Consider the following 14,789-nt stretch of genomic DNA (forward strand, 5'->3'; position numbering starts at 1 on the left):
GCCCGCTCAATCGTGCTGGAGTTATCGGCCGTTGGCGAGGAAGCTGAAACGCTTTTTCAGCCGTAGGGGCGATACGGCGCGTTTCAGCGACCACAGGTGCTGCAATGGACGAATCAATCAGGACGCAACGCTGAGCACCTTCAGAGAGTACGCGCGCTGAAGGTGTCGCAGCTGTCGACGTCGCCTTCGGCGAACCCGGCCTTGAACCAGCGCACGCGTTGGGCCGAGGTGCCATGGGTGAACGAGTCCGGCACCACGCGCCCTTGACCCTGCTGCTGCAGTCGGTCGTCACCGATGGCGTTGGCGGCATTGAGCGCTTCCTCCACATCGCCAGGTTCCAACCAGTTCAGGCGTTTCTGTGCCTGGTAGGCCCACACGCCAGCAAAGCAGTCGGCTTGCAGTTCCTGGCGCACCAGTAGGCCATTGCTGCCTTCCATGCGCTGGCCGCTACGCCGTGCCGCGTCCACCTTGGCCGACACGCCAAGCAGCGTCTGCACATGGTGGCCGATTTCATGGGCGATCACGTACGCCTGGGCGAAGTCGCCAGCAGCCGAGAAGCGTGTTTCCATTTCACGGAAGAACGACATGTCCAGGTACACCTGCTGATCCGCCGGGCAGTAGAACGGCCCGACCGCCGCTGTGGCAAAGCCGCACGCAGAATTCACCTGACCGTTGAACAGCACCAGCTTGGGGTCCTTGTACTGTTTGCCGGACTGGGCGAACAATGCTTGCCAGGTGTCTTCGGTGTCGCCCAATACGGAGGCGACGAATTCCGCCTGCTGGTCATTGGCCGGAGGCGCCTTGCCATCGGTCACGGCAGGCGCTTGCTGCTGCATCTGGCCGGTCAATTGACCAAGGATCTGCAAAGGGTCCTGGCCCGTCAGCCAGCCGATCCCGACAATCAGCAAGATGGCGCCAAGTCCCAGTCCTTTGCCACCGCCAAAGCGCATACCACCGCCACCGCCACCTGCACCCCGTGCATCGACCACATTGTCGCTACGCCGGCCTTTTCGCCATTCCATGAGTGCTCTCCAGAGCGTGAAACAAGAAGACAAATATTAGTTCAACACAGCCTCAGGTGTCAGGGCACCTGCGGCTGTCTAGCGCATTGGAGATGGCCGGGGCGCCTGAATTCAATTTCATCGTCCCCGGCCTGCACAGGGTCCAGGCTCAGCGCCGCACCAGCAGCACACCGCTTTCCATGTGGTGGGTGTAGGGGAATTGATCGAACAACGCGCAGCGTTCGATCCGGTGGGTGTCGTGGAGCTGGGCAATGTTCGCCGCGAGTGTTTCCGGGTTGCACGAAATGTACAGGATCCGCTCGAAACGTCGGGTCAGCTCGCAGGTGTCCGGGTCCATGCCGGCGCGCGGCGGATCAACGAAGACCGTGCCGAATGCGTAGCTTTTCAGATCGATGCCTTCGAGGCGGCGGAAAGGGCGCACTTCGTTCAGCGCCTGGGTCAGCTCTTCAGCCGACAAGCGCACCAGGCGCACGTTATCCACAGCGTTCTCGGCCAGGTTGCTCAGTGCGGCGTTGACCGAGGTCTTGCTGATCTCGGTAGCCAGCACCTGGCGCACGCGGGTGGCCAGCGGCAAGGTGAAGTTGCCGTTGCCGCAGTACAGTTCCAGCAAGTCGTCATCGCGATCGCCCATGGCCTCGAAGGCCCAGCTCAGCATCTTCTGGTTCACGGCGCCGTTGGGCTGGGTGAATGCGCCTTCAGGCTGGCGATAGCTGAACACACGGCCGGCCACGTCGAGCTTTTCAACCGCATAGTCACGGCCGATGACCAGGCGCTTGCCCTTGGAGCGGCCGATCAGGCTCACGCCCAGATCTTGGGCCAGTTGCCGCGCGGCCACTTCCCACGCTTCGTCCAGTGGGCGGTGGTAGCACAGCGTGACCATCGCATCACCCGCCAGGGTGGTGAGGAATTCCACCTGGAACAGGCGATTGCTCAAAGCCTCGCTGGCCTGCCAGGCCGCCTTCAGGCGCGGCATCAGGTCGTTGATGCGCTGGCTGGCAATCGGGAAGTCGTCGATCAAGATAGCCTTGTGCTTCTCGCCCGGGGCGAACATCGCATAGTGGCGCTGGCCGTCCTCGCGCCAGAGGCGGAATTCCGCACGCAGGCGATAGTGCACGCGCGGCGAGTCGAAGACGGCGGGCTCCGGCGCACCGAAAGGTGCGAGCAGCTCGCGCAGGCGGGTGGTCTTATCCTGCAGTTGCGCGTCATAGGCGCTAGGGTCGAATGCAGCACTCATGCGTTGAACCAACCCAGTTTGATGACGAACAGGATGGAAAGAATCACCAGGGCCGCGTTCAGGTCATGGCGACGCCCGGAAATGAGTTTCACGGCGGTCCAGGCAATGAAGCCGAAGGCAATGCCGTTGGCGATCGAATAGGTCAGCGGCATGGCCAACGCGGTGACCACCACTGGGGCTGCTTCGGTGACGTCGTCCCAATTGATTTCCGCCAGGCCCGAAGCCATCAGCACGGCGACGAACAGCAACGCCGGCGCGGTGGCGAAGGCCGGTACGCTGCCAGCCAGCGGTGCGAAGAACAGGGCCAGAAGGAACAGCACGGCGACCACGATGGCCGTAAGGCCCGTACGGCCCCCGGCGCTCACGCCAGCCGCCGACTCGATATAGCTGGTGGTGGTCGAGGTGCCCAGCAGCGAGCCGGCCATGGCGGCGGTGCTGTCGGCAATCAGGGCACGGCCCATCTTCGGCATGTGGCCATCCTTGCCCATCAGCCCTGCACGTTTGGCCACGCCGATCAGGGTGCCGGAGTTGTCGAACAGGTCGACGAACAGGAAGGCGAAGATGACGCTCACCAGGCCCACGTCCAGCGCGCCGGCGATGTCCAGTTGCAGGAAGGTCGGCGCCAGCGAAGGCGGCATGGACACGATGCCCCCGAATGGCGTGACGCCCATGGCAATGGCTGCCACGGTCACGGCCAGGATGCCGATCAACACGGCGCCGCGCACCTTCAACGCTTCCAGGCCAACGATCAGGAAGAAGCCCAGTGTGGCCAGAATCGGTGCCGGCTGACGCAAGTCGCCCATGCCCACTAGGGTTGCAGGGTTATCGACGACGATGCCCGCATTGTGCAGCGCGATCAGCGCTAGGAACAACCCGATGCCCGCAGCAATGGCCGAGCGCAGGGGCAGGGGAATGCTGTTCACGATCCATTCCCGGATTCGGAAGATCGACAGCAGGAAGAACATCACCGCCGACAGGAATACCGCACCCAGGGCCACTTGCCAGGTGTGCCCCATGTGCAGCACCACGGTGTAGGTGAAGAACGCGTTCAGGCCCATGCCCGGCGCCAAGGCGATCGGGTAGTTGGCGATCAGGCCCATGGTGGTCGAGCCAATGGCCGCCGCCAGGCAGGTGGCGACGAACAGCGCACCCTTGTCCATGCCCGTCTCGCCGAGGATGCTCGGGTTGACGAAGAGAATGTAGGCCATGGCCAGGAAGGTGGTGACGCCCGCCAGTATCTCGGTGCGCACATTGGTGTTGTGTGCTTTTAGTTGAAACAGCCTTTCCAGCATGCCCGCTCCCCGAGGCGCCCCCGGCGCCATGAATATGTCGACCCCATCAGCAAAGCACAGACCGTACCGGCTGCCGTGATTTCTATGGGGCAGAAAAAAGCCGCGCATCATACCAGCATGCCGGGCAGGGGCCTATGGCCGTCTGGGAATAGGCTGGCCGCGCCCGGTGCGCCTGGCGTACAGGGCCGCTGGGGCGGCCTTTCAGTCTTCGTGCAAACGGTCCCGGTTGGCCAACGTGGGGAACAGTTTTATCCACACTCCCGTCACCACCAAGGTGCCCACCCCACCCATGACGACGGCTGGCACCGTACCAAACCAGTGCGCGGTGACCCCCGATTCGAATTCGCCGAGCTGATTGGAGGCACCGATGAACAGCCCGTTGACGGCGCTGACGCGCCCGCGCATTTCGTCCGGGGTATGCAACTGCACGAAAGCGCCTCGAATGACCATGCTGATCATGTCGGCAGCGCCCAGTACCACAAGGACCGCCAGGGAAAACCAGAAGGATGTGGACAGGCCGAACGCGATAGTGGCCACGCCAAAGACGCCCACCGCCGTGAACATGGTTCGGCCCACCTTGCGCTCGAAGGGAAAGCGCGCCAACCACACCGACATCAGTAACGCGCCTACTGCGGGCGCCGAACGCAGCAGCCCGAGCCCCAGCGGCCCTGTCAGCAGGATGTCCTTGGCAAATACCGGCAGCAGCGCTGTGGCCCCGCCCAGCAGCACGGCGAACAGGTCCAGCGAGATGGCGCCCAGGATATCCGGCCGGCTGCGAATGAAACGAATGCCGGCCAGCAGCGACTCGACGGTGGCACGGCCCCGTTGAACGACTTGTCCTCGCGCCTGCAGGCTCAGGGTCAGCACACAGGCTATGGCATACAACGCCACGGTCGGGCCGTAGACCCAGCCGCTGCCGAATGCGTACAGGAAGCCGCCCACGGCGGGCGCCACAATGGTAGCCGACTGGGTCGCAGAGGCCGACGCGGCGACCGCCCGTGGAAACAGGCCCGCGGGCACGACGTTGGGCAGCAGCGCCTGGGTCGCCGGCATCTCGAACGAACGAGTGGCGCCGAGCAGAAACGCCAGCACGAAAATCAGTTCGCGGCTGACCTGATCCGTGGCGCTGCCCAGCGCCAGGGCCAGTGCGATCAGCCCTTGCAGGCATTGGCACAGGGCGGCAACCTTGCGCCGGTCATAGCGGTCTGCCACATGGCCGGTGTGCAGCATGAACAGCACACGGGGTGCGAACTCCACCAGTCCGACAAGTCCCAGGTCCAGCACGTTGCCGGTCAGCTGATACAGGTGCCAGCCAATCGCCACGGTCAACATCTGGAATCCGCTGGCGGTGAAGACCCGTGCCAGCCAGAACGCCAGAAAAGGGCGATGGTGACGCAACAGCGGCGGTTCAGTCTCGGACATCGGACACCTGTGACCTCGATGCAGGGGAAGCTCCGCAGCCTATCATCTGCATGTAACAAATAGTTGCTGTTTACCGTGTCCGACACCGTTTCGGTGCCGCTGAACAGGGGGTGGGGCAACCGGTCACGCGGCAAACAACCACACCTCGCACCGGGCTATTCGGGGCTATGCTTGATTCATATCGTTGACCTGGATCAATCGTTGCGTTTGCAACAATCCCCAACGATTTCGGCCTTTGGCCGCAATCCCTGCACATCGAACAGAACAATTCCAACACGCCGTACTCGACTATGTGGGGGCAGTGGGCGACAGGGCCGAGTGCCCGACCGCCGGATTATCTGATGAGGTAGCACCTATGTTCGGTCTGGAGGCACTGGATCTTGCCCGGATCCAGTTCGCGTTTACCGTATCCTTCCATATCCTGTTCCCTGCCATCACTATCGGCCTGGCCAGTTACCTGGCGGTGCTCGAAGGGTTGTGGCTCAAGACAGACAGGCAGGTCTATCGGGACCTGTACCACTTCTGGTCGAAAATCTTCGCAGTCAACTTCGGCATGGGCGTGGTCTCGGGCCTGGTCATGGCCTATCAGTTCGGCACCAACTGGAGCCGTTTTTCCGAGTTCGCAGGTTCGGTCACCGGGCCCCTGTTGACCTACGAGGTGCTGACCGCCTTCTTCCTCGAGGCAGGTTTCCTGGGGGTGATGCTCTTTGGCTGGAACCGCGTAGGCCGTGGCCTGCATTTCTTCGCCACCTGCATGGTGGCGCTCGGAACGCTGATTTCCACTTTCTGGATTCTGGCCTCGAACAGCTGGATGCATACCCCGCAAGGTCACGAAATCATCGATGGTCGCGTGATTCCGGTCGACTGGTTCGCGGTCATCTTCAACCCTTCGTTCCCGTTCCGCCTGATGCACATGGCCACGGCGGCATTCGTCGCCACCGCCTTCTTCGTGGGGGCATCGGCTGCCTGGCACCTGCTGCGTGGACGCGACAACCCCTCGGTGCGCAAGATGCTTTCCATGGCCATGTGGATGGCGCTGATCGTCGCGCCCATCCAGGCAGTGATCGGCGACTTCCACGGGCTCAATACCCTCAAGCATCAACCGGCGAAAATCGCTGCCATCGAAGGGCATTGGGAGAACCCTCCTGGCGAGCCTACCCCGTTGATCCTCTTTGGCATCCCGGACATGCAAGCTGAAACGACACGGTTCAAGATCGAGATCCCGGTGCTCGGGAGCCTCATTCTCACCCACAGCCTGGACAAGCAGGTGCCGGCATTGAAGGAGTTCCCGCCTGAAGACCGGCCCAACTCCACCATCATCTTCTGGTCCTTCCGCATCATGGTGGCGCTGGGCATGTTGATGATCGCCGCTGGCGTGTGGAGCCTTGTATTGCGCAAAGGCGGCAAGCTGTACACCTCGCGGCCGTTCCTGCATTTCGTGACCTGGATGGGGCCTTCAGGATTGCTGGCAATCCTCGCCGGCTGGTTCACCACCGAAATCGGCCGCCAGCCCTGGGTGGTCTACGGGCTGATGCGCACGGCCGACGGCGTCTCCAACCACAGCTATGCCCAACTGGGGTTCACCCTGGTGGCGTTCGTGGTGGTGTACTTCGCCCTGTTCGGCACAGGGTTCGCCTACATGATGCGCCTGGTGCGCAAGGGCCCGCATACCGGCGAAGGCGATCAGCAGCGTCCGGGCGGTCCTGGCCGCAAACGCACGCCGGCGCGGCCATTGTCCGCCGCCGACGAAGGCAGCGATGCCACCACTGCAGACCTGAGCAAGGGGAACTGAGCCATGGGTATCGATCTTCCACTGATCTGGGCCGGCATCATCATCTTCGGCGTCATGATGTACGTGGTGATGGACGGCTTCGACCTGGGCATTGGCATGCTCTTCCCCTTCGTCAAACACGAGCGTGACCGCGACGTGATGATGAACACGGTCGCACCGGTCTGGGACGGCAACGAGACCTGGCTCGTGCTGGGTGGCGCGGGGCTGTTCGGCGCGTTCCCGATGGCGTATGCCGTCGTGCTCGAGGCGCTCTATCTGCCACTGATTCTGATGCTGATCGGTCTGATCTTCCGGGGCGTGGCCTTCGAGTTCCGCTTCAAGGCCACCGACGCTGGTCGCCATCTGTGGGACAAGGCGTTCATCTGGGGCTCTCTGGTGGCAACGTTCTTCCAGGGCGTGGCGCTGGGCGCCTTCATCGAAGGCTTCAAGGTCGTGGATCGGCATTACGCCGGTGGCTCGCTGGACTGGCTGACACCCTTCAGCCTGTTCTGCGGCTTGGGGCTGATCGTGGCCTACGCGCTGCTAGGGTGTACCTGGCTGATAATGAAGACCGAGGGGCCGCTTCAGGAACAGATGCACAAGCTTGGACGGCCGCTGGCGCTTGTGCTGCTGGCTGTAATGGGTGTGGTCAGCCTGTGGACGCCAATCGCCTATCCGCAGATTGCCGATCGCTGGTTCAGCATGCCCAACCTGGTGTGGTTCATGCCGGTGCCGATCCTGGTGCTGTTGACCTTCTACAACCTGTTCAAGGCAGTAGCCCGTAGCGCGAACTACATGCCGTTTTTGCTGACGCTGGGGCTGATCTTCCTGGGTTACAGCGGCTTGGGCATCAGCCTGTGGCCCAATATCATCCCGCCATCGATCTCGATCTGGGAGGCTGCCGCGCCGCCGCAAAGCCAGGGCTTCATGTTGGTGGGAACGCTGTTCATTCTTCCGCTGATCCTGGGTTACACCTTCTGGAGCTACTACGTGTTCCGCGGCAAGGTCACCCATGACCAGGGCTATCACTAGGAGGCTGCACCATGACCCATGAGCAGGACGTGGCAGGCAAGAAACCGCTGTGGCAGCGCCTGGGCTGGTTGGTGTTGATCTGGGCGTTGAGTGTGGCCGCGCTGGGTGTGGCGGCCTGGTTGATGCGCCTGTTCATGAGCGCAGCCGGGTTGACTACCCACTGAGCCCTGGCATCGACAGGTAGCGCGCTATACGCGTCTGCTGACCCTGACGCCGTGCGGTGCGCTACCTGTGGACAGTTACTTGCGTGCCTTGAGCACCACGAACTTGGGCGTTGCCGCCACCTGCTCCACGCCTCGGAACAGGCGGGCAAGCTTGCTGTGATAGCCCAGGTGGCGGTTGCCCACGATATACAAGGCGCCACCGACCACCAGCGCCTCGCGGGCCTGCTGGAACATGCGCCAGGCCAGCACATCACCCACCACTTGCTGCTGGTGGAAGGGCGGGTTGCACAGCACTACGTCCAGTGACTGTTTTTCGATGCCGGCCAAGCCGTCTGCGGCCAGAAAATCGGCTGGCCGATCGCCCAGCGCAAGCTGCCAGTTTTCCCGTGCCGACTGTACGGCCATGTAAGACTCGTCCACCAGGGTGTACTGGGCGTCTGGATTTTTCAGGGCGCTGGCAATGGCCAGCACGCCGTTGCCGCAACCCAGGTCTGCGACCCGGGCATTGCCCAGGTTGTCAGGCAAATGCGGAAGAAACGCCCGCGTACCAATGTCCAGGCCTTCACGGCAGAAGACATTGGCATGGTTGAGCAGTTCCAGCGGTGGCGATTCCAGGCGATAGCGGCTGGGGTAGGGCGAGGTGAAGGCGGGACGCGCCTCCACCGTGGCGGTCAGCAGCCGGGCTTTTTTACGTGCCAGCGAGGCTTGCATAGGCCCGACATACTTCTCCAGCAGGTCGCCGGCGGCATGGGGAAGGTGCTTGATCATGGCCCCGGCGATCACCAGCGCTTCTGGGGCCAGGTGCCCTTGCAGCCGAATGAGTTGCTCTTCGAGCAAGGCAAGCGTCTTGGGCACTCTGATCACTACCCGATCGAAGGGGCCTTGCCAGGTGTGGCAGGCAGGCACGAACGAAACGCTGTCCGCAGGCAGGCCGTTACGTGCCAGGTTCTTGCCTAGCGCGAGTTGAGCAAGGTAGGAGTCGCCGCTGCTGGTCACCTGCATGTGTCCGGCAAGGCTCACCGCCAGCGCCCCGAAACTGTCGTTGAGCACCAGCACACGGCTGCCGCCTGGCAATGCCTGGGCATGCAATTGTTCAAGCAGGTACTCATCGGCGGCGTCAAAGGCCTGCAAGGGGTCGTTGGCCTGGTCTGGCTGGCGGATCAGATCGAGTTCGGCGAAGGGCGTGGTCAACAGGGGCATGGCAATCTGGCTCGGGTACAAAGCTGCCCGCAACCGTTCGCTGCAGGCCTGGTCGAGCGATTCTACAGGGCTTTGGCTGGGCTCGCAGGCCCTGGCGTCAGATCCAGCCGCGCAACGCGGCAATGGCGACGGCGCCTGCCTTGTTGGCGGCATTGGTCTTGGTGATCACGCTGCGAATATGAAAGTTCACCGTACTCTGCGACAGGGACAGGATGCAGGCGACATCGGCAGCCGTCTTGCCGGCCGCAGACCACTTCAGCACTTCCAGTTCCCGTTCGCTCATCTTGGGTTGGGATGGGCACAGTGCATCGAGGTGATGGGCGCTCAGCACCGCATGTACGGTATGGCACAACCACTGGATGGCACCGGCTTTTTCGAACAGCTCGGCGGTCTCGACCTTGCGTAGCGGCCGGGACACACTCATTTGGCTTTCGTTGTGCTGCAGATCATGCAAGGACTGGGTCCAGCCATGACGCAGGCCATGCTCGCAGGCCGCTTCGCGAAAATGCGGTGCCTCGCGGTAGACCTCGTCGCTCCATACCACAGGATTGGTCGAGTTGTGGCTGAGCGCAGCCGCGGCGTCCTGCTTGTAGAACTCTTCGTGCTGGTAGCGTTCGATCCAGGCCTTGGGATAATTGCTGTACAAGTAATGGCGAGGTGTCTGGGTGGCGATCTGGATGCGAAGCTTGAGGCCCAAAAATTCGAAATCCATGTCCTGAGCGAGATGCACCGCGATGTCGAACAGCTTCCGAGGACTACGCTCGCTCACCAGGGCGTGCAGGTGCTCGGGGTTCCAGTGAAACATGGCAATCTCCAAGGGCGACGCGGCCCAGTCCATATGGGTACGTGACCAGTGTAGATAGATCCAGATAACTGTGTTCATCTTTTTCGCTATAACTGTGCTGTATTTCTGATTACCTTTGTACAGCTTTCGAAGCCGCAAAAACCCAGTGGTTTTTATCCCGGGCGCTTTGCGCGACACTGTAGGGACCCAAGACATGGAGCCCGACATGACCGCCAGCGACGAAAAATTCACCCGCCAGACCTTGCTCGATGTTCAGCCGCTCACGCCGAACCTCTTCAGCCTGCGGGTTACCCGGGATGCGGGTTTTCGCTTTCGCTCCGGTCAATTTGCACGCCTGGGCGTGGCCAAGGCGGATGGCAGTGTAGTTTGGCGCGCCTATTCCATGGTCAGCGCACCCCACGATGAATACCTGGATTTCTTTTCAATCGTAGTGCCGGGCGGTGAGTTCACCAGTGAGCTTAGCCGACTGGGTGAGGGCGATACGCTATTGGTGGAGCGTCAGGCCTTCGGCTTTCTCACCCTTGACCGCTTTGTCGACGGACGCGACCTGTGGTTGCTGGCCACGGGTACAGGCATTGCGCCTTTCATGTCGATTCTGCAGGACTTCGAAGCCTGGGAACGCTTCGACAACATCAAACTGGTGTATTCGGTGCGAGAGGCCAGGGAGTTGGCCTATCTGAATGAAATCGCTGGCTTGGAACAGCGTGAGTACCTGGCCGAGCATGCCGGCAAGTTGCAGTTCATCCCGGTCGTGACGCGTGAGCGACATCCAGGCGCCCTGAATCAGCGCATCACCACATTGATCGAAAACGGCGAGCTGGAAAAAGCCGCGGGGCTTGAGCTGTCACCCGAGCACTCGCGAATCATGCTGTGCGGCAACCCTGAGATGGTCGATGAAACGCGCAAGGTGCTCAAGGCCCGCCATCTGCAGTTGAGCCTTAGCAAACGGCCGGGCCAGGTGGCCGTCGAGACGTACTGGTAGCCGACGTGCCGCTACAGGCTACAGGGGTGAAGCGGTGCATGGAGCTTCGCCGCTTCCTGCAGCCTGTAACGGTGAGATTCAGGGCCGGTTCTGAGCCTTGAGCAGGTCGCGGATCTCGGTGAGCAGGGTCTGCTCGGGCGACGGCGCAGGCGGCACGCTTGGCGCCACGGCCTCTTCGCGCTTGAGCCGATTGATGGCTTTGACGCCCATGAAGATCGCAAAGGCGATGATCACGAAATCGATCACGGTCTGGATGAACTTGCCATAGGCCAGCACCACGGCCGGGACGTCGCCTTGCGCCGCCTTCAAGGTGATGGCCAGGTCGCTGAAGTCAACGCCGCCGATCAGCAGGCCCAGTGGTGGCATGACCACGTCGCCGACGAAGGACGAGACGATCTTGCCGAAGGCCGCGCCGATGATGATACCTACCGCCATGTCGACGACATTGCCTTTGACCGCGAAGGCCTTGAACTCACTGATCATGCCCATGTTTCGATTCCTTTGTAACAAATGGTGAGGTAAACGCAGTGTAAGCCACTTAAACGCTTCATGCGCTGCATTCAGGGGTAGTGACTTCTGTCGCACCGAATAGTTTTGTCGCATCCCAAGGCATTCGGGACACGGTCAGGCTCGGGTATCATGCAGGTTTTGCCCGGAGGCACTCACCCATGGCCAAGGCCAAGCGCTTGTATGGCTGCACCGAGTGCGGCGCGACTTTTCCGAAATGGGCTGGCCAGTGTGGCGAGTGTGGCGCCTGGAACACGCTGGTCGAAACCATGATCGAGAGCGGCGGCGCCGCAGCCCCCAGCACGGGCCGCGCCGGCTGGACAGGGCAGCAGGCGCAGATCAAGACCCTGGCTGAGGTCAGCGTCGAGGAGATACCGCGCTTCACCACCAGCAGCACCGAGCTCGACCGTGTGCTGGGCGGTGGCCTGGTCGATGGCTCCGTGGTCTTGATCGGTGGCGATCCAGGGATCGGCAAATCGACGATTCTGCTGCAGACCCTGTGCAATATCGCCGTCGGCATGCCGGCGTTGTACGTCACTGGCGAGGAATCCCAGCAGCAGGTGGCCATGCGCTCCCGGCGTCTGGGCCTTCCCCAGGACCAGCTCAAGGTCATGACCGAAACCTGCATCGAAACCATCATCGCCACCGCCCGTCAGGAAAAGCCACGGGTAATGGTGATCGACTCCATCCAGACCATTTTCACCGAACAGTTGCAATCCGCCCCGGGCGGGGTGGCGCAGGTGCGTGAAAGTACGGCGCTGCTGGTGCGTTATGCCAAGCAAAGTGGCACAGCGATCTTCCTGGTGGGCCACGTGACCAAGGAGGGCTCGCTGGCAGGCCCGCGGGTGCTGGAGCACATGGTCGATACCGTGTTGTATTTCGAGGGCGAATCCGACGGTCGCCTGCGGCTGCTGCGAGCGGTGAAGAACCGCTTCGGCGCGGTAAACGAGCTGGGCGTGTTCGGCATGACCGACCGGGGTTTGAAAGAGGTCTCCAACCCCTCGGCGATCTTTCTCAATCGCACCCAGGAAGAAGTCCCTGGCAGCGTCGTGATGGCCACTTGGGAAGGTACCCGGCCGATGCTGGTCGAGGTCCAGGCCCTGGTCGATGACAGCCACCTGGCCAACCCGCGCCGCGTCACCCTGGGCCTGGATCAGAACCGTCTGGCCATGCTGCTGGCCGTTCTGCACCGGCATGGGGGCATCCCGACCCACGATCAGGATGTGTTCCTGAACGTGGTGGGCGGTGTGAAAGTGTTGGAAACGGCTTCGGACCTGGCGTTACTCGCTGCGGTCATGTCCAGCCTGCGCAATCGGCCGCTGGCCCATGGCCTGCTGGTGTTCGGGGAAATCGGCCTGTCGGGTGAGGTGCGGCCTGTACCCAGTGGCCAGGAGCGGCTCAAGGAGGCTGCCAAGCACGGCTTCAAGCGTGCCATCGTGCCCAAGGGCAATGCACCCAAGGAGGCGCCTGCAGGGTTGCAGGTCATCGCTGTGACGCGCCTTGAGCAGGCGCTGGATGCCTTGTTCGAATAGTTCACAGGCGAAAAAAAGGGCCGACGATGCGCATCGGCCCGGTACAACACCCACGTGATAGGTCAGTGCTCGGCGACTGCTGCGCGCTTGACCGGCTCACTGCCATGCTCGTCCTGGCCCCTCATCGGCACCTCGTGGCCTTCGGCATCGAACAGCCTGCCATCCTTGAAATAGTCACCGTCGCGCAGTGCGGAGATATCCGAATAGCGAATGGTGCGTTCGTAGCCGGCAGCGAACACCGACTGCTGGTCCGAATTGCCTGCCGTGAAATGGTTGAAGATCAGGTTCAGCAGGATGGCCATGATCGCCGCCGAACTGATGCCTGAGTGGAAGATGGTTTCGAACCAGGTGGGGAACTGGTGATAGAAGGCCGGTGCGGCGATCGGAATCATGCCAAAGCCCAGGGAAGCGGCAACGATGATCAGGTTGACATTGTTCTGGTAGCTGACCTTGGACAAGGTGCGGATGCCGCTGGCTGCCACCGTGCCGAACAACACGATGCCCGCGCCGCCCAGCACGGGGGTAGGCACTGCGGCGATGATGCGCCCCATGATTGGCAGCAAGCCCAGTACGACCAGGATCAGACCGCCGGTGGCCACCACGTAGCGGCTGCGCACGCCAGTAACCGCCACCAGGCCGACGTTTTGGGCGAACGCACTTTGCGTGAACGAGCCGAACACCGGTGCCAGTATGCTTGAGGCCATGTCGGCGCGCAGGCCATTGCCCAGGCGCTTGGAGTCGACCTTGGTACCGATGATCTCACCCACGGCCAGGATGTCGGCCGAGGTTTCGACCAGCGTCACCATGATGACGATGCACATCGACAGGATGGCCGCGATGTGGAACTCCGGCATGCCGAAGTGAAAGGGCGTGGGGAAGGCGAAAACAGGGCCTTCGGTAACCTTGCTGAAGTCGGTCATGCCCAGTGCCCAGGCGATCAGCGTACCGACCACCATCGCCAGCAGGATGGACAACCGGGATATCGTCGCGCTACCCAGTTTGCTCAGCAGCAGCACGATGGCAAAGGTAAGCGCCGCCAAGCCGATGTTGGCCATGCTGCCGAAATCAGGTGAGGCGCTGTTGCCACCCATTACCCAACGCGCGGCCACCGGCATCAGCGTCAGGCCGATGGTGGTGATCACGATGCCGGTTACCAGCGGTGGGAAGAACTTGGTGATGCGCGAGAATACCGGGGTGATCAGCAGCCCTATCAGCGAGGCGGCCATTACCGCGCCGAGCACTCCCGGCAGCCCGCCCCCACTTTCACTGCTGAGAATGGCGCCCATGGTGGCGACACCGGCAAACGACACCCCCTGTACCAAAGGGAGCTGGCAGCCGAAAAATGGCAGACCCAGGGTCTGAAGCAAGGTCGCCAAGCCACCTGCAAACAGCGAAGCGGCGATAAGCATGCCGATTTCTGCGCCATTGAGGCCTGCGGCCTGCCCCAGAATCAAGGGTACGGCGACAATTCCCCCATACATGGTCAACACATGCTGCAGGCCATAGGCCAGGTTGGCACCCAGGCCGAGGTTTTCGTCCTCTGGTCGCTGGGCGGGAGACGTGCTTGTGGACGTAGTCATGGCGCAGGCTCTCTGTTTATTGTTGTGGAGCTACTGTAGTCAGTTATTGCCTACAGGTACTACACAAATTGTATACAATATTTTGATCCAAGCGCCGCAGGGTAAAGCCTCAGGGCGTATGCATCCTTGTTGCAGGAGGCATACCAACCCGAAGCGCTTATGAGAAAAGGGTGTATACAACGATGCCTGCACTAGGCAGGAAGCTGTCTAGATGGACAGGAAAGCACTAACGGTCAAGAAGATAGC

General features: G+C 61.9%; 13 protein-coding genes. 5 read left to right on the top strand and 8 right to left on the bottom strand.

What is annotated here, in order from left to right; all coding sequences use genetic code 11:
* Positions 1–140 precede the first annotated feature (140 nt).
* From ypfJ to B2Y33_RS03860, 4 genes are all read right to left on the bottom strand, one after another.
* Complete coding sequence (gene ypfJ / locus B2Y33_RS03845) at positions 141–1,022, bottom strand: KPN_02809 family neutral zinc metallopeptidase (RefSeq protein ID WP_027914384.1); 882 nt, start codon at positions 1,020–1,022, stop codon at positions 141–143.
* A gap of 148 nt (positions 1,023–1,170) precedes the next feature.
* Entirely contained in the window at positions 1,171–2,256 is a 1,086-nt protein-coding gene (gene trmA, locus B2Y33_RS03850; RefSeq protein ID WP_197874396.1) for a tRNA (uridine(54)-C5)-methyltransferase TrmA, read from the bottom strand.
* Positions 2,253–3,548, bottom strand: a complete 1,296-nt coding sequence (locus tag B2Y33_RS03855; RefSeq protein WP_027914386.1) for an NCS2 family permease — start codon at positions 3,546–3,548, stop codon at positions 2,253–2,255. The genes trmA and B2Y33_RS03855 overlap by 4 nt, the downstream gene beginning before the upstream one ends.
* 201 nt (positions 3,549–3,749) lie before the next feature.
* Complete coding sequence (locus B2Y33_RS03860; protein ID WP_027914387.1) at positions 3,750–4,970, bottom strand: MFS transporter; 1,221 nt, start codon at positions 4,968–4,970, stop codon at positions 3,750–3,752.
* 355 nt (positions 4,971–5,325) lie between these two features.
* On the opposite strand from B2Y33_RS03860, the gene B2Y33_RS03865 reads away from it, so the two are divergent.
* From B2Y33_RS03865 to B2Y33_RS03875, 3 genes are read left to right on the top strand one after another with little or no spacing between them, the layout of a single operon-like run.
* Positions 5,326–6,762 carry a cytochrome ubiquinol oxidase subunit I gene (locus B2Y33_RS03865; protein WP_027914388.1) on the top strand — a complete coding sequence of 479 codons (1,437 nt, stop codon included), beginning with the start codon at positions 5,326–5,328 and terminating at the stop codon, positions 6,760–6,762.
* A gap of 3 nt (positions 6,763–6,765) precedes the next feature.
* The gene (gene cydB / locus B2Y33_RS03870; RefSeq protein ID WP_027914389.1) at positions 6,766–7,773 is read left to right on the top strand and encodes a cytochrome d ubiquinol oxidase subunit II; all 1,008 of its coding nucleotides are present in this window, start codon (positions 6,766–6,768) and stop codon (positions 7,771–7,773) included.
* Between the two features lie 11 nt (positions 7,774–7,784).
* Entirely contained in the window at positions 7,785–7,937 is a 153-nt protein-coding gene (locus tag B2Y33_RS03875; protein WP_033695023.1) for a DUF2474 domain-containing protein, read from the top strand.
* 75 nt (positions 7,938–8,012) lie between these two features.
* On the opposite strand, the gene B2Y33_RS03880 is transcribed toward B2Y33_RS03875, so the two are convergent.
* Positions 8,013–9,137, bottom strand: coding sequence for a methyltransferase (locus tag B2Y33_RS03880; RefSeq protein WP_206405975.1), 1,125 nt, complete (start codon positions 9,135–9,137; stop codon positions 8,013–8,015).
* Between the two features lie 97 nt (positions 9,138–9,234).
* Positions 9,235–9,942, bottom strand: coding sequence for an autoinducer binding domain-containing protein (locus tag B2Y33_RS03885; protein WP_027914391.1), 708 nt, complete (start codon positions 9,940–9,942; stop codon positions 9,235–9,237).
* 205 nt (positions 9,943–10,147) lie between these two features.
* Here B2Y33_RS03885 and B2Y33_RS03890 point away from each other — a divergent pair, with 205 nt between their 5' ends.
* Positions 10,148–10,924 (top strand): ferredoxin--NADP reductase, encoded by a 777-nt coding sequence (locus tag B2Y33_RS03890; RefSeq protein WP_197874394.1) that lies wholly within the window; start codon positions 10,148–10,150, stop codon positions 10,922–10,924.
* Positions 10,925–11,002: 78 nt separating this feature from the next.
* Here the strand turns inward: B2Y33_RS03890 and mscL are convergent, their stop codons facing one another.
* A complete protein-coding gene (gene mscL, locus B2Y33_RS03895) occupies positions 11,003–11,413 on the bottom strand; it encodes a large-conductance mechanosensitive channel protein MscL (protein ID WP_023534347.1) in 411 nt (136 codons plus the stop codon).
* Between the two features lie 179 nt (positions 11,414–11,592).
* Here mscL and radA point away from each other — a divergent pair, with 179 nt between their 5' ends.
* Positions 11,593–12,963, top strand: a complete 1,371-nt coding sequence (radA, locus tag B2Y33_RS03900; protein ID WP_023534442.1) for a DNA repair protein RadA — start codon at positions 11,593–11,595, stop codon at positions 12,961–12,963.
* Positions 12,964–13,025: 62 nt separating this feature from the next.
* Here the strand turns inward: radA and B2Y33_RS03905 are convergent, their stop codons facing one another.
* Complete coding sequence (locus B2Y33_RS03905; protein ID WP_027914393.1) at positions 13,026–14,543, bottom strand: nucleobase:cation symporter-2 family protein; 1,518 nt, start codon at positions 14,541–14,543, stop codon at positions 13,026–13,028.
* Positions 14,544–14,789 lie beyond the last annotated feature (246 nt).

It is taken from the genome of Pseudomonas sp. UBA5666 (assembly GCF_002420785.1).
Lineage (GTDB): Bacteria > Pseudomonadota > Gammaproteobacteria > Pseudomonadales > Pseudomonadaceae > Aquipseudomonas > Aquipseudomonas fulva.